General features: G+C 70.8%; 13 protein-coding genes and 2 tRNA genes. 14 read left to right on the forward strand and 1 reads right to left on the reverse strand.

Annotated features, from left to right (window positions below; all coding sequences use genetic code 11):
• Nucleotides 1–687 precede the first annotated feature (687 nt).
• From BIU96_RS07760 to BIU96_RS07795, 8 genes are all read left to right on the forward strand, one after another.
• Complete coding sequence (locus tag BIU96_RS07760) at nucleotides 688–2,319, forward strand: ABC transporter substrate-binding protein (protein WP_071292047.1); 1,632 nt, start codon at nucleotides 688–690, stop codon at nucleotides 2,317–2,319.
• Between the two features lie 121 nt (nucleotides 2,320–2,440).
• Nucleotides 2,441–3,517, forward strand: coding sequence for an ABC transporter permease (locus tag BIU96_RS07765; protein WP_071292106.1), 1,077 nt, complete (start codon nucleotides 2,441–2,443; stop codon nucleotides 3,515–3,517).
• Nucleotides 3,518–3,519: 2 nt separating this feature from the next.
• A complete protein-coding gene (locus tag BIU96_RS07770) occupies nucleotides 3,520–4,515 on the forward strand; it encodes an ABC transporter permease (RefSeq protein WP_071292048.1) in 996 nt (331 codons plus the stop codon).
• Nucleotides 4,512–6,230 carry an ABC transporter ATP-binding protein gene (locus BIU96_RS07775; RefSeq protein ID WP_254786029.1) on the forward strand — a complete coding sequence of 573 codons (1,719 nt, stop codon included), beginning with the start codon at nucleotides 4,512–4,514 and terminating at the stop codon, nucleotides 6,228–6,230. Before BIU96_RS07770 ends, BIU96_RS07775 begins: the two co-directional genes overlap by 4 nt.
• Nucleotides 6,231–6,378: 148 nt before the next feature.
• The gene (locus tag BIU96_RS07780; protein ID WP_071292049.1) at nucleotides 6,379–7,311 is read left to right on the forward strand and encodes an ATP-binding cassette domain-containing protein; all 933 of its coding nucleotides are present in this window, start codon (nucleotides 6,379–6,381) and stop codon (nucleotides 7,309–7,311) included.
• Nucleotides 7,308–8,330 carry a D-isomer specific 2-hydroxyacid dehydrogenase family protein gene (locus tag BIU96_RS07785; RefSeq protein WP_368072968.1) on the forward strand — a complete coding sequence of 341 codons (1,023 nt, stop codon included), beginning with the start codon at nucleotides 7,308–7,310 and terminating at the stop codon, nucleotides 8,328–8,330. The genes BIU96_RS07780 and BIU96_RS07785 overlap by 4 nt, the downstream gene beginning before the upstream one ends.
• A 100-nt stretch (nucleotides 8,331–8,430) precedes the next feature.
• A tRNA-Asn gene (locus BIU96_RS07790) sits at nucleotides 8,431–8,503 on the forward strand.
• A gap of 262 nt (nucleotides 8,504–8,765) precedes the next feature.
• Nucleotides 8,766–9,254, forward strand: coding sequence for a hypothetical protein (locus BIU96_RS07795; RefSeq protein ID WP_071292050.1), 489 nt, complete (start codon nucleotides 8,766–8,768; stop codon nucleotides 9,252–9,254).
• Between the two features lie 56 nt (nucleotides 9,255–9,310).
• Here BIU96_RS07795 and def read toward each other — a convergent pair whose 3' ends face one another.
• Entirely contained in the window at nucleotides 9,311–9,886 is a 576-nt protein-coding gene (def, locus tag BIU96_RS07800) for a peptide deformylase (RefSeq protein ID WP_071292051.1), read from the reverse strand.
• A gap of 39 nt (nucleotides 9,887–9,925) precedes the next feature.
• On the opposite strand from def, the gene BIU96_RS07805 reads away from it, so the two are divergent.
• From BIU96_RS07805 to BIU96_RS07830, 6 genes are all read left to right on the forward strand, one after another.
• Nucleotides 9,926–10,840, forward strand: a complete 915-nt coding sequence (locus BIU96_RS07805; RefSeq protein ID WP_175477486.1) for a DMT family transporter — start codon at nucleotides 9,926–9,928, stop codon at nucleotides 10,838–10,840.
• A 242-nt stretch (nucleotides 10,841–11,082) separates the two neighbouring features.
• On the forward strand, nucleotides 11,083–12,309 hold the full coding sequence (locus BIU96_RS07810; protein ID WP_071292052.1) for a glycosyltransferase: 1,227 nt from the start codon (nucleotides 11,083–11,085) through the stop codon (nucleotides 12,307–12,309).
• A gap of 13 nt (nucleotides 12,310–12,322) precedes the next feature.
• Nucleotides 12,323–12,397: transfer RNA gene (locus BIU96_RS07815), tRNA-Ile, on the forward strand.
• Nucleotide 12,398: 1 nt separating this feature from the next.
• The gene (locus BIU96_RS07820) at nucleotides 12,399–13,532 is read left to right on the forward strand and encodes an AI-2E family transporter (protein WP_368072969.1); all 1,134 of its coding nucleotides are present in this window, start codon (nucleotides 12,399–12,401) and stop codon (nucleotides 13,530–13,532) included.
• Nucleotides 13,529–14,344 (forward strand): DUF1684 domain-containing protein, encoded by an 816-nt coding sequence (locus BIU96_RS07825; RefSeq protein ID WP_071292053.1) that lies wholly within the window; start codon nucleotides 13,529–13,531, stop codon nucleotides 14,342–14,344. The genes BIU96_RS07820 and BIU96_RS07825 overlap by 4 nt, the downstream gene beginning before the upstream one ends.
• A gap of 205 nt (nucleotides 14,345–14,549) precedes the next feature.
• On the forward strand, nucleotides 14,550–15,029 hold the full coding sequence (locus tag BIU96_RS07830; protein WP_079238851.1) for a DUF3145 domain-containing protein: 480 nt from the start codon (nucleotides 14,550–14,552) through the stop codon (nucleotides 15,027–15,029).
• Nucleotides 15,030–15,283 lie beyond the last annotated feature (254 nt).

Raw genomic sequence — 15,283 nt, forward strand, 5'->3', positions numbered from 1 at the left:
GCCCGGCTCGCGCGCCCGGCGCGCCCGGCTCGCGCGGCGCCGAGATCGCACTCCGGCGCCGGTCGCCGGTGCCGAACCCCGTCGAAGTGCGATCTCATCGCGCTGATCGCCGGCTCCAACTCGCCGAAGTGCGATCTCGCGCCAGCGATCGGGAACCTCAGCACTCGCACGACACTCGACGGCACGGCGTCGAGTGGGCGGAACACGCCGTCGGGCGCCCGCCGGAGTGCGCCGAGCGTGACGGACCGGGCCTGCTCGGGCGCGCTCAGCGCTGCCGAGATCGCAGTTCGGCGCCGATCGCCGGTGCCGAACCCCGTCGAAGTGCGATCTCGCGCCCGCGCCCCCCACCCGCGCCCGCACGTGCCCGCGCCCGACCCGCGCCCGCACGCCCGCACGTGCCCGTGCCCGGCGCCCGGCCCGGCCCGGCCGCGCGCCCGCGCCCGCACGCCCCGCGCCCCAGGGACCGCACAGGTTGCACCACGCAACAATCGTGCGCGACGCGCCGCTCGACACCGCACGGATGATGCGCCACACGACGCACTCGTGCATTACAGCGGTGTAAACAAATCGCGCCGGGTTTGTTGCATTCCGTGACAGGGTGGTAGCAATGAGCGTTCCTGGCCGGGCACACAGACGATCCACGTCCGGCCGGGGCCCTTGCATTCACCACCGAGAGAGGCATCGAACATGGCATCCGTGTTCAAGAAGCACACAGCCAGCTGGGGCAAGCGCGGTATCGCGCTCGGCGCCGGGGCAGCAGCGACGGCGCTGGTGCTCACCGGCTGCGCGGGCGGCAGCGTGAGCGACACCGACCTGAACGGCCTGAGCATCGGGACGACGGACAAGGTCACGTCGCTCGACCCGGCCGGCTCGTACGACAACGGCTCCTTCGCCGTGCAGAACCAGGTGTTCCCGTTCCTGATGAACACCCCCGTCGGCAGCCCGGACGTCAAGCCGGACATCGCGACCAAGGGCGAGTTCACGAACGACACCACGTACACGGTGACGCTCAAGAAGGGCCTCGAGTTCGCGAACGGGAACCCGCTCACGTCGAGCGACGTGAAGTTCTCGTTCGAGCGTGAGCTCAAGATCAACAACGAGAACGGCCCGCAGTCGCTGCTCGCCAACCTCAAGAGCATCGACACGCCGGACGACACCACCGTCGTGTTCAACCTCGACCACGCCGACCAGACCTGGCCGCAGGTGCTCTCGAGCCCTGCCGGTCCGATCGTCGACGAGGACGTCTTCAGCGCCGACAAGCTCACCAGCGCCGACGACATCGTCAAGGGCAAGGCGTTCGCCGGGCAGTACGAGATCACCTCGTACAAGGAGAACCAGCTCATCCAGTACAAGGTGAACAAGAAGTACGACGGGCTCCTCGGCAAGGCGAAGTCCGACGAGGTGACGGCGAACTACTACACCAAGGAGACCGACCTCAAGCTCGCCGTGCAGAAGGGCGACGTCGACGTGGCGTACCGCTCGCTGACGCCGACGGACATCGCGGACCTCCGCAAGGACGACTCCCTGAACGTGACGGATGGCCCCGGCGGCGAGATCCGCTACGTCGTCTTCAACTTCAAGACGCAGCCGTTCGGCACCGGCCAGTCCGACGCCGACACGGCGAAGGCCCTCGCGGTGCGCCAGGCGGTCGCGGACGTCGTCGACCGTGACGCACTCGCGAAGGAGGTCTACAACGACACCTTCACGCCGCTGTACTCGATGGTGCCGGACGGCCTCACCGGTGCCGCCACGCCGTTCAAGTCGCTCTACGGCGACGGCGACGGCGCCCCGGACCTCGACAAGGCGAAGAAGACCCTGTCGGACGCCGGCGTGACGGGCAAGATCGAGCTCAACATCCAGTACGCCCCGGACCACTACGGTTCGGCGTCGGACGACGAGTACGCACTGCTGAAGACGCAGCTCGAGAAGTCGGGCCTGTTCACCGTGAACATCCAGTCGACGGTCTACACGACCTACGCCCAGGAGCGCACGAAGGACGCCTACCCGGAGTACCAGCTCGGCTGGTTCCCGGACTTCTCGGACGCCGACAACTACCTGTCGCCGTTCTTCACGAAGGAGAACTTCGTGCAGAACCACTACGACGACGCGGTCATCCAAGACCTCATCGCCAAGGAGCAGGCGGAGTCGGACCCCGACAAGCGTGCCGACCTCATCGAGCAGGCCCAGCAGCGTGAGGCCGAGCAGATCTCGACCCTGCCGCTCCTGCAGGGCAAGTCGGTCGCGGTCGCGAACAAGGACGTCAAGGGCCTGAAGCTCGACGCCTCGTTCAAGTTCCGGTACGCCACGCTCTCGAAGTAGTCAGCAGCACCACACACCGAACGGACAGCCAGGGGGCGTTCTCACGAAGAACGCCCCCTGGCCACGTCCTCGAAAGGCACCCCACACCGTGACCCTCAGCACCCCCGAGGCGACGCAGGACGTGAACGGCGCCGATCCGACCAAGCCACAGGCACAACGCAGTGCCAAGAGCAGTGGCGGCGGACTCGGCCGGTACGTCTTCGTCAGATTCCTCCTCATCTTCCCGACCGTCTTCATCCTGGTGACGCTCGTGTTCTTCCTGATGCGCGTCATCGGGAACCCGATCACCGCGTCGGTCGGCGGCCGGCTCACCCCGGACCAGCTGCAGGAACGCCTGCACGCGGCCGGGTACGACCGTCCCGTGTTCGTGCAGTACTTCGAGTACCTCGGCAACATCCTCCGCGGTGACTTCGGCACGACCTCGACGGACAACCGGCCGATCACCGAGATCATCGTCACGTACGGCGGCGCGACCGCCGAGCTCGTGTTCTACGCGCTCATCGTCGCCCTCGTGCTCGGCATCCCGCTCGGCATGCTCGCCGCGTACATGCGCGACAAGTGGCCGGACGTGCTGTTCCGGGCGCTCGCGATCCTGACGTACGCGACGCCGGTGTTCTTCGGCGGTCTGCTGCTCAAGCTCGTCTTCTCGGTCTGGCTCGGCTGGCTCCCGCTCGGCGACCGTGCGTCCACCCGGGTGGAGCTCGTCCTCGACCGGATCCCCGGTGCGACGGGCATCTACATCATCGACGCGCTCCGCACCGGCAACGCCGAGATCATCACCGATGTGCTCGCGCACGCGGTGCTGCCCGCGCTGACGCTCGGTCTGCTCACCGCCGGCATCTTCCTGCGGCTGGTGCGCGCCAACATGATCGGGTCGCTCGGTTCCGAGTACGTGGACGCGGCCCGCTCACGCGGTGTCCGGGAGGCGCGGCTCGTCCGGACGCACGCGTTCCGTCCGGCGCTGGTCCCGATCATCACCGTGATGGGGCTGCAGATCGCCATGCTGCTGGGTGGGTCGGTGCTCACCGAGACCACCTTCGGGTGGCGCGGGCTCGGCTTCGAGCTCAACCAGTACCTGTCGGCCCGCGACTTCGTTGCGGTCCAGGGCATCGTCGCGATGCTCGCGGTCATCGTCGCGGTGACGAACTTCGTCGTCGACGTCGTCGCCGCCCTCATCGACCCGAGAGTGAGGTTCTAGAGATGGCTGACACCTCCCTCGTCGACCGCCACGAGCCGCTCTGGAAGCGGCTGCCCGTCGTGGTCCAGCTGCGCCGGAGCACCGGCTGGCAGCGCGCCATGCTCATCACCGGCGTGGTCATCTGCGCCCTCTACATCGTCGTCGCAGTGGCGGCGCCGCTCATCGCCCCGTACGGCTTCGGCCAGCTCCAGGGTGCGGACGGCGTCAGCTTCCCGCGCACCGGGGAGCCGAGCGCCACGCACATCTGGGGCACCACGGTCGGCGGCTTCGACGTGTTCAGCCGCGTCGTCTACGGCGCCCGCACCGCGGTCCTCGTGGTCATCGTGGCGGTCGTCGTGTCGATCATCGTCGGCGTCCTGCTCGGCATGGTGTCCGGCTACCTCGGCGGTTGGCTCGACCGGGTCCTCGTCGTGGTCGCGGACGCGATCTACGCGTTCCCGTCGCTGCTCCTCGCGATCGTCGTCTCGATCGTCATCTCGGGCGGCAACTCGAGCTACGCCGGCGGCATCATCGCCGCAGCGATCTCGATCACGGTCGTGTACGTCCCGCAGTACTTCCGGGTCGTCCGCGCCGAGGCCGTGCGCCTGAAGAACGAGGCGTTCGTCGAGTCCGCCCGCGTGCTCGGCACGAACCCGTGGCGGATCATGACGCGCCACGTCCTGCGGAACTCGACGCGCTCCCTGCCGCTGATCCTGACGCTCAACGCGAGCGACGCGATCCTGACCCTCGCGGGCCTCGGCTTCCTGGGCTTCGGCATCGGCCCGACCAGCGGTGCGGAGTGGGGCTACGACCTCAGCCGCGCGCTGTCCGACGTCGCGTCCGGTGTCTGGTGGACCGGTGTCTACCCGGGTGTCGCGATCGTGGTGCTCGTCCTCGGCGTCACGTTCATCGGCGAGAGCCTCAACGACATCTCGGACCCGCGTCTGCGTGCCCGCCGGCGCTTGAAGCAGCTGGTGTCCCGCAAACAGGCCAGCAGCACGGAAGGGGCGACCGCATGACGGACGCAACCGGCCAGCCGGGCGCCACCACGCGCCTCCAGGCAGGCGACACCACCACCGAACCGGTCGCCGTCGTCGACGACCTGACCGTCACCTTCGCGACCGACGGCGGCGCCGTCGACGCGGTGAAGGGCGTCAGCCTCGACGTCCGGCCGGGCGAGGTCCTCGCCCTGGTCGGCGAGTCCGGTTCCGGCAAGTCGGTCACGGCCCGGAGCATGCTCCGGCTCATGCCGGAGACCGCGACGCTCGGGGGTGCCGTCTACCTCGACGGCACGGACGTGCTCAGCGTCGGTGCGCAGAAGCTCCGCGAGCTGCGCGGCACGGCCGGCGCGATGGTGTTCCAGGAACCGAGCACGGCCCTCAACCCGGTCTTCACGGTGGGGTGGCAGATCGCCGAGGGCCTCCGGGCGCACGGCGGCGTCTCCCGGAAGGAAGCCCGCGCGAAGGCGATCGACTACCTCCGCCGCGTCGGCATCCCCGACCCGGAGACCCGCGTCGACCACTACCCGCACCAGTTCTCGGGTGGGCAGAAGCAGCGCGTCGTCATCGCGAGCGCCCTCGCGCTCGAGCCGAGCGTCATCATCGCCGACGAGCCGACCACGGCGCTCGACGTGACGGTGCAGGCGGAGATCCTCGACCTGCTCCGCCGCTGCCGCGACGAGTTCGGCGCCGCGATCGTGATCATCACCCACAACATGGGCGTGGTCGCCGACCTGGCCGACCGCGTCGCCGTGATGTACCAGGGCGAGGTCGTCGAAGAGGCCCCGGTCGCGCAGCTGTTCGCGGACCCGCAGGCCGACTACACGAAGCGCCTGCTCGCCGCCGTGCCCCGGCTCGAGGCCTCGACCGGCACCGCCCGGCGCGCAGCGATCACCGAGGACGTCGAACCGCTCGTCCGGGCGACCGGCCTCGAGATCGAGTACCCGGGCCGCCTCGGTGCGCACGCGTTCAGGGCCGTGAAGGGCGTCGACCTCGCCATCCGCCCCGGCGAGGTCCTCGGTCTGGTGGGGGAGTCCGGCTCGGGCAAGACCACCATCGGCCGCGCGATCGCCGGACTCACCCGGATCACCGGGGGCTCCCTCGAGGTGCTCGGCACCGAGATGCTCGGCTACAAGGAGCGCGACTTCAAGCGGCACCGCAAGGACATCGGCTTCGTCTTCCAGGACCCGGCGACCTCGTTCAACCCGCTGCTCACCATCGCGGAGTGCGTCGCGGAGCCGCTGGTCGTGCACGGTGAGTCGTCCAGCCCGCGCGCGGCCCGCAAGCGCGTCGGCGAGCTGCTCGAGATGGTGCAGCTGCCCGCGGCGTACGGCGACCGCTACCCGCACGAGCTCTCCGGCGGCCAGCGACAGCGCGCCTCGCTCGCGCGCTCGATGGCGCTCCGTCCGAAGCTCCTCATCGCCGACGAACCGACGAGCGCGCTCGACGTGTCCGTGCAGGCGCGGGTGCTCGAACTGTTCCTCGAGCTCCAGCAGGACCTCGGGTTCGCGTCGCTGTTCATCAGCCACGACCTCGCCGTCGTCGGCGCGCTCTCCGACCGGATCGCCGTGCTGTACCGCGGCGACCTGGTGGAGACGGGCACCACGGCCGAGGTCCTCGGCGCACCGCAGCACCCCTACACGCAGCGGCTCCTGGCCTCCCTGCCGGTCCCGGACCCGGCGGAACAGGCGGAGCGACGGCGTACGCTGGTCGAACTGGAGAACGCCGGGTCCTGACCCGACGCGACCATCCCTGGAGGCGCGGCTGGCGTCGTCGACGCGTGCCGCGCCTCCAGGCGGTCACCTCCACCGCACCACGCACGACGGACGGGTTCCCACCGGTCCGTCGCGAACCGCCGCCAGGGGGCGGCGCGGAAGGGGACCCATGATCGCGGTGAACGGACCGGCGGTCGTCGCAGACGACGTGTCGATCGAGTACCGGAGCGGACGGGGGACGGACGCGATCCGGGCCGTCGACGGCGTGAGCCTGACGGTCCGCCAGGGGGAGATCCTCGCCGTGCTCGGCGAGTCCGGGTCCGGCAAGTCGACGTTCGCCGCTGCCGTCGCCGGACAGCTCGGGGTCGTCGGCGAGGGTGAGGGCGCCCACCGCCGCCACATCGTCGGGGGCGAACTCACCGTGCTCGGGCAGAAGACCCGGAGCCTGCGGCCGACGTCGCGGAAGGCCGAGCGGCTCACCGGCCGCATCGGGTACTTGCCGCAGGACGGCGCGGACCGGCTCAGCCCCGACCTCACCGTCGGCGAGGCGATCGCCGAACCGATCTACGCCCGCGACCGTCGGTTCGACCGGAAGGAAGCCGGCCTCATCGTCGCGCGCCTGGTCGACGCCGTGCACCTGCCGCTCGGGGTGATGCGCCTCAACACGTGGGAGCTCTCCAGCGGGCAGCGACAGCGCGTCGCCCTGGCCCGGGCGCTCGTGCTCGAGCCGCAGCTCTTGGTCGCCGACGAACCCGCTCGCGGCGTCGACGTGCTCGTCCGGCAGTCGGTGCTCGAGGCACTCGCGACCCTGCAGCGGAACCGCCAGTTCTCCGCCGTCGTCGTGTCGAGCGACCTCCGCGAGGCCCGCGCCCTCGCCGACCGGGTCGCGATCATGGCCGAGAGCAGACTCGTCGGCCTCGGCACCTTCGACGAGGTGCTCGACAACCCCGTCGACCCCTACGTGAAGACGCTCGCCGCCACCGCGGCACGTCCGGTGAAGCGCCGCCCCGCGGTCTCCGCCGCTCCGCGCCGCTCGTCGGCGCCCCGCCGCCCGGTGCCCGCCGGCACCGGCCCCCGAACCGACCGTCAGGAGAACGCGTGAGCACGTCCGTCGTGGGGAACGGTGCGGGTGCCCGTGGGCACCGCGCCGTCGTGACCGATGCCGGGGCGGCGCTGCCGATCGCCCCGCCGACCGCCGGACCGGTGGCGATCCTGCCCACCGCGGCGGAGCTGCACGTGCAGGCCGTCACCGACGCCGGGGGGACCGTCGCCCCGCTGGATGCCGACACCCGTGGGCTCGTGTGGCTCGACCCGCGCGACCCGTCCGGCCTCGCCGAGGCCCTCGACTCGACGCCGGGCGTCGGTTGGGTGCAGCTGCCGTTCGCCGGGGTCGACGCCTTCGCCGACCTCATCGCCGCACACGGTGACCGCGTGCTGTTCACCTCCGCCAAGGGTGCGTACGCCGAGCCCGTCGCCGAGCACGCCCTCGCGCTGACCCTCGGCACACTGCGGGTGCTGCAGAAGCGTGCCCGGGCCCGCTCGTGGGCGACCGAGCCCGAGGGCGTGTCGCTCTACGGCCGAAACGTCGTCGTGATCGGCGCGGGCGGCATCGCACTCGAGTACATCCGGCTGCTCGCGCCGTTCGAGGTCTCCGTCACGGTGGTCCGTCGCTCGGCGTCCCCGGTCGAGGGCGCCGACCGGACGGTGACGACGGACCAGCTCGACGAGGTCCTGCCGGACGCCGACGTGGTGATGATCGCCGCGGCGATGACCTCCGGCACCGCGAAGCTGTTCGGCCCGCGGCAGTTCGAGCTCATGAAGTCGTCGGCGCGCCTGGTGAACATCGCCCGGGGTGGGCTCGTCGACACGGATGCGCTGGTCGAAGCACTGCGGTCCGGGGCGATCGCGGCCGCCGGACTCGACGTGACCGACCCGGAGCCGCTGCCCGACGGGCACCCGCTGTGGGACGAGCCGGGCGCGGTCATCACGCCGCACCAGGCGGACACGCCGGAGATGGTGGCGCCGCTCCTCGCCGAGCGGGTGCGGGTGAACACGGCGGCCTTCCTCGGAGGCGCGGGCGAGGGCTTCGTCGGCGTGGTGGACCCGGCCGCGGGGTACTGAGCGCGGCGCGCCCGGGATGCGTGCCCGATGCGCGGGGTCGCTCCCAGGTGCTGCTATGCTGTTACCCGTTGTTCGCACGTCATTCGCCAGCGGACAGTGATCCTCGATAGCTCAATTGGCAGAGCAGCCGGCTGTTAACCGGCAGGTTGTTGGTTCGAGTCCAACTCGGGGAGCAGACAGGCCCTCACCCTTCGGGGTGGGGGCCTTTCGCGTTGGCGGGCGGGCGCGGGGCGGTGCGGTGCGGTGCGGCGTCGGGCGGGCCCGGGCTGGGCCGGGCGGGCGCTGACGCGAAGGTTCGGGCTGAGCGACAGTTCACGGGCGCCGAGGCGCGAGAAGTGTCGCTGAGCCCGAAACCCGGACGGCCGAGGCCCATCCTCGGCGGCGTGCGGCCGAGCTCGCAGCCGGCGTGGGGACGAAAGCTGTTAGCGTTCACAGGTGATCACCGTGCGCCGAGCCCTCGCCGTGGGCACCCTCGTCGCCGCGGCGATCGGCCTCGCGGGCTGCACGGCCGGGGCGGAGTCCGAGCCCGAGGACTCGATCGACAGCTCGGCCACCGCGGGCGTCTCGGCTTCCGGCACGGCACCGATCGTCTTCGCGTTCGTGTGTGCGGTCGGCTCGTCGGACCGCACCGAGACGTACACGACCTACTCGGCGGTGTGGGAGGACGACCGGACCGACTGCACGGCCCAGCGCATCACCGGGACGGAGCTGTCCTCGCAGCAGCGCGCCGCCGTGCAGGCAGCCGCGGGCGACGCGACGCTCGAACAGCTGGCTGCCGGATGCGCGGTCCGGCGAACCGGACCGTGGGTCGGGACCGTGGACTCGGCGACGGAGGCGCACGTCGCCGCAGGGCTCCTCGAGTACTGCCCCGGGCACCCGGAGACCGACCACCTGCAGGACGCGGTCGCTGGCTGGCGGAGCTGAGCCGCGCCTCCAGGCCGTGACCGGAGCGCGTCCGGGTGACGGGCGTACCGGTCGGATCAGCCCTCGGGGTGGTCGCGACCGGGCAGCCAGGACTTGCCGGGGCCGCCCCAGCTGTTCTTGCGGATCGCCTTGGCGACCTGCTTGCCGTACGGGTGCACCAGACGGTCCGCGTAGAGGAAGCCGTCGAGGTGGTCGTACTCGTGCTGGAAGACCCGCGCGAGCCAGCCGTGCGCCTCGACCTCGAACGGTTCGCCGTGCTCGTCCTGCGCACGGAGCAGGGCGCCCTCGGAGCGGCGGAGCGGGAAGCGTTCGCCGGGCACCGAGAGGCAGCCCTCGGACTCCTCGTCCTCGTCGAGTTCCTCCACAGACTCGGGCACCGGGGGAGTGATCCACAGGACCGGGTTCACCGCGACGCCGCGGTGCACGACCTCGGCATCATCGGTCCATGAATACACGAAGAGGCGCTTGCCGACACCGACCTGCGGGCCGGCGAGTCCGACCCCCGGCGCCAGGTCCATGGTCTCGAACATGTCGGCGACGAGTGAACGGAGGTCGTCATCGAACTCGGTGACCTCGGCTGCACGCTCGTGCAGGACGGGTTCGCCGGTGATGCGGATCGGGAGAACGGCCATTCACCCAGGTTATCCGGCGGGGGACGATAGCCTCGACGCGTGACGACGGACCTCCAGCTGCCGGATGCGGTGAGCAACCTCACGCCGTTCCAGGCGCTGATGATCCCCGTCGCGCTCGTCGGTGCGGTGTTCCTCTCGCTCGGGGCGCAGTTCCAGAGTCGTGGGGTGCAGCGGGTCGAGGCGCGGCTCGGTCGGCAGTCGAAGGGCCTCAGCGTCCGACACGTCGTGGCCCTGGTCTCCAGTGGCTACTGGGTGCTCGGCACGCTCATGCTCGGTGTCGCGGTCGTGCTCCAGCTGATCAGCATCACCTTCGCGCCCCTGATCGTCGTGCAGCCCCTCGGCGCCGTCGCGCTCGTCATCACGACGTGGTTCTCGTCGCGGTCGTCGGGCGTGCCCCTCGGGCGACGGGCTCGGCGGGCGGTGTGGACCTGCATCGTCGGTGTCGGCATCTTCGTCGGGATCGCGGCCTTCGTCGGGCACGAGAGCGCCATCACGCGGCAGCAGCTCGTGACGGTGCTGGTGATCCTGGCGGTCGTGCTCGTCCTGGTGCTCGTGTCGTTCCGCCTCGTCGCGAAGCACAAGAGCGCGCTGTACTACATCGTCGCCGCGGGCGTCCTCTACGGGTTCGTGGCGACGCTGGCGAAGGTCGTGCTCAACCGGTTCGTGAACGGCACCTTCGACTGGCTCACCGTCCTCGCGATCATCGGCGTGGTCGTCGCGGCATCGCTGGGCGGCTACTTCGTGCAGAACGCCTACTCGAGCGGCTCGGCGGACCTCGTGATCGCCGGGCTGACCGTGATCGACCCGATCGTCGCCGTCGGCATCGGCGTCATCGTGCTCGACGAGGCGTCGGGTGCGCCCTGGATCGCCGTCGCGGGCTTCGTGGTGGCGGCCGCGATCGCCATCACGGGTGTGTTCATGCTCGCCAAGTACCACCCGCAGACCCGGAGCTGACCGCCGCCGGCACGGTCGCGCTGTCGTCAGCACGGCGCCGCGTCGCCGTCGGTGCGGCGTCGCCGCCGCCGGTGCGGTGCGGCCGTCGGTGCGGTGCGGCGCCGTCGGCGTGGTGTCGACCGGCCCCGTCGGGTCATCCCTGGGTACGGCAGGGTCCGCCGCGAGGCGGACGCGCACCCCGCAGCCGGTGCGGTAGCGTCTCAGACCGACCCGCATTCGCCCACGAGAGGACGACGCCAGCCGTGTCAGAGGACGCCACCACCGCCACCGCCCCCGCCGAGACCGCCGGGCCGACGGGAGCGACGGGAGGTCACCGACCGCTCCGCGTCCTGATCGCAGCGGACACCTTCGCGCCGGACGTCAACGGCGCCGCCACCTTCGCCGAGCAGCTCGCCGTCGGCCTCACCGAGCGCGGGCACGAGGTGCACGTCGTCGCCCCCGCCGCGAGCCGCCACTACGGCACCTTCGACGAGGAGCTCCACGGCGTCACCCTCATCGTGCACCGCCTGAAGTCGTACAAGTGGCCGCTGCACCCGTGGCTCCGCTTCGTGTGGCCGTGGAGCGTGCGCAAGTGGACCGGGCCGATCCTCGACGCCGTCCAACCCGACGTGCTCCACATCCAGTCGCACGTCGTGGTCGGCCGCGGCATCGTGCACGAGGCGAAGGCCCGCGGCATCCGGGTCATCGCGACGAACCACTTCATGCCGGAGAACCTGCTCGAGTACACGCCGTTCGGCAAGTGGACGCTGCCCATCGCGCTGAAGCTCGCCTGGAACGACGCCGCGAAGACCTACCGGCAGGCCGACGCCATCACCACGCCGACGAACCTGGCGGCCGACTACCTCCGCCGTGCGATCGCCGGGCAGCGGGTCCTGGCGATCTCGTGCGGCATCGACGCCTCGCGCTACGTCGCCCGCACCGGGCGGCCGGCGAACAACGACATCGTCTTCGTCGGCCGGGTCGCGCCGGAGAAGAACCTCGACGTCCTCGTCCGGGCGCTGGCGATCCTGCCGGCCGAGCTCGAGACCACGCTGACGATCGTCGGCGACGGTGAGATGATCCCGAAGCTCACCGCCCTCGCGAAGGAGCTCGGGCTCGAGGACCGCGTGCGCTTCCTCGGCTTCGTCTCCGACGAGGTCAAGCAGCAGGCACTCACGAACGCCACGGTGTTCGCGATGCCCTCGACGGCGGAACTGCAGAGCATCTCGTCGCTCGAGGGGATGGCCTCCGGGCTCCCCGTCGTCGCGGCGGACTCGATGGCGCTCCCGCACCTCATCGACGGCAACGGGTTCCTGTTCGTACCGGGCGACGTCGAGGACCTCGCGGCGAAGCTCACGGCGGTGCTCACGGCGTCCGACGACGACTACGTCGCCATGCGGGACCGCAGTCTGGCCATGATCGAGGCACACGACATCAACCGCACGCTCGCGACGTTCGAGGCGCTGTATCGTGGGGAGCCGGTGGCCTGACGGTCCCCGGCGAGGGGCGGTAGCCAAGCTGGTCAAGGCAGTCGGCTCATAACCGAACGATCCGCGGGTTCGAGTCCCGCCCGCCCTACGTGCACTTGCCCAAGAAGCGCGACACCCCGCAGCAAGACGACCACAGCCCCACACCGAACGTGACGTTCGAGGTGACCCGGGGTGGCACCGGCGTGCGCGTCAACGCGTTCCGGATCGGCTTCATGGGGGCGATCGGCGTCCTGGTGGCCCTGATCGCCGGGTCGATCGTCAACCAGCTCAGCACCGTCCTCGTGTACATCGGGGTCGCCCTGTTCCTGGCGCTCGGCATCGACCCGCTCGTGTCGTTCCTCGAACGGCTCGTCCCACGCTGGGTGGCGATCACGGTGGTGGTCGTCGGCGTGCTGGCGGCCTTCGCCGGCGTGGTGTTCGCGGTCGTGCCGATCCTCGTGCAGCAGGCCACGAACCTCATCCAGAACTTCCCGGACATCGTGCAGGACCTCTCGCGGCAGCAGTGGGTGCAGGACCTGTCGAAGCAGTTCAACGGGTCCTTCGACGTCGACCACGCGCTGCAGTCGCTGCAGTCCTTCGTCGAGAACCCGGGCAACCTCCTGAGCCTCGGTGGCGGCATCCTGGCGGTCGGCAGCGGGATCCTCTCCGGACTCACCGGCGCCGTCATCGTCATCATCCTGATGCTCTACTTCCTCGCGTCGATGCGCGGGATGAAGTCGATGACCTACCGCTTCGTGCCGGCGTCGCGGCGGCAGAACTTCATCAACGTCAGCGAGCAGATCACCCAGGCGGTCGGCCGCTACGTGGTCGGGCAGATCTCGCAGGCGCTCATCAACGGCATCCTGAGCCTGGTGTTCCTGCTCATCATCGGCGCTCCGCTGCCGGTGCTGCTGGCGTCCTTCGCGTTCCTCGGGTCGCTCATCCCGCTGGTCGGCACCCTCGCGGCCGCGATCGTCATCTCGCTGCTCTGCTTCTTCGCCTCGCCGGCCACGGCCCTCGCCGCGGCGATCTACTACCTCGTGTACATGCAGGTCGAGGCCTACGTCATCTCGCCGCGCATCATGTCGCGCGCGGTGCAGGTGCCCGGCGCACTCGTCGTCATCGCGGCCGTCGCGGGCGGGACGATCGGCGGCGTCCTCGGTGCCCTGGTCGCGCTGCCGGTCGCCGCGTCGGTGATCATCATCGTGCAGAAGGTCATCTACCCCCGGCAAGAGCAGGCATGACCCCGTTCGACGAGCACGTCGCTGGTCGCGACCGCTGGGCGACGAGCCCCCGTGGGCCACTGGCACTGGTGAACGCCCAGCGCGTCGACCACCCGCAGCCCGTGTGGCCGGTCCCCGGCCAGTGGGCGCCGGCCGACGGCGGGCTGACGGTGACGGCCGCCGCCGAGGACGGCGTGGTCGTCGACGGGGTGCCGGTCGACGGCACGGTGCTCGTCGCCGGCGACGAAGCGGTCGTCGCCTCGTCGGTCGCGTTCCCGGACGGCTTCGCCGGGTCCGTCTCCCACGGCACGCTGCGCGTCTGGGACCCCGCATCCGAAGCGATCGGCCGGTTCGCGGGGATCGCGCGCTTCGACCGCTCCGACGGCTGGGTCGCCTCCGGCAGGTACACGCCGGTCGCGGGGGACGGAGCCGGCCTGGAGGCACGTGGCAGCGTCGTCGACGCCGCCGGCGTTCCGCTCGAGGTCGCCGGGCACATCAAGACGGCCTTCGGCACCACCACGGTGCGGCTCGTCGCCGTGCGGTCCGCGGTGTTCCAGGGTTCGGCGCGGCTCCAGCTCATCGTGCAGGACGCCACGAGCGCGCTGCCCGAGGACGACCCGGGCAGCACGTACTCGATGGGGCGCTTCCTGTACCTCGACGACCCCGGAGCGGCCGCCGACGTCGAGCTCGACTGGAACCTGGCCGTCCTGCCGCCGTGCGCGTTCTCGTACCAGTTCGCGTGCCCCATCCCGCCGGAGGACAACCGGGTCCCGGTCGCGATCACCGCGGGGGAGCGGCACCCGGTCGACGCCGCCGGCACCGTCCTGCACTGACCGTCGCCGGCACCGACCGTCGGCTCCGTTCTCCACCGGTTGCTCCCGGTGTGTGGCGTTCCGGGGCCGCAGCCTGCATAATGGGCGTGTCCGCGAGGACATCACAATCGCATATCGATGGTTCCGAACGAGAACCTCCAGTCCAGGTCGATGGGGAAGTCGCACCTGACGAATCGGAGGAATCGTGTCCGGAACGACCACCGGGGTGCTCTACGTGCACTCCTCACCACGCGCGCTCTGCCCGCATGTCGAATGGGCAGCAGGTCGCGCCATGAGCCGTGCCGTGAACTTCTCGTGGCTCGACCAGCCGGCGCAGGACGGCGCCCGCCGGACCGAGTTCACCTGGACCGGCGCGGTCGGCACCGGTGCCGCGATCGCCTCCGCACTGCGCGGGTGGGAGCACCTCCGCTACGAGGTCACCGAGGAACCGACCTCGCAGTCGGACGGTGGCCGCTGGATGCACACGCCGGACCTCGGTGTCTTCTACGCCCAGACGGACGTCACCGGCAACATGGTCGTCCCCGAGGACCGCGTCCGCTACGCGATGGAGGTCGCGGGCAGCAACGCCCTCGAACTCCACCGTGAGCTGCGTCTGGCGCTCGGGCAGGCCTGGGACGACGAGCTCGAGCCCTTCCGGCACGCCGCCGAGGGCAACCCCGTCGTCTGGCTCCACCGCGTCGGCTGACCCCGCACGCTTCCTCCGACACGAACGCCGCCCCTCGGGGCGGCGTTCGTGCGTCCGGGCCAGGTCGGGCCGTGCGCGCCGCCGTCGCCCCCGGCCCGGACGGCGCGGGGCCGCCCGGCGGCTTTCGCGCTGAGCGACAGTTCTCGCGGCTACGGGCCCGAGAAGTGTCGCTCAGGCCGAAACTCAGGGAGCGCGCCGCACCCGAGCCGGCGCTCCACCGTCGCCCCGGTCGCGAAAGCGACAGATGTCCGCGG

Origin of the sequence: Curtobacterium sp. MCBA15_008, assembly GCF_001865065.1 — a bacterium.
In the GTDB taxonomy this organism is placed as follows: Bacteria; Actinomycetota; Actinomycetes; order Actinomycetales; family Microbacteriaceae; genus Curtobacterium.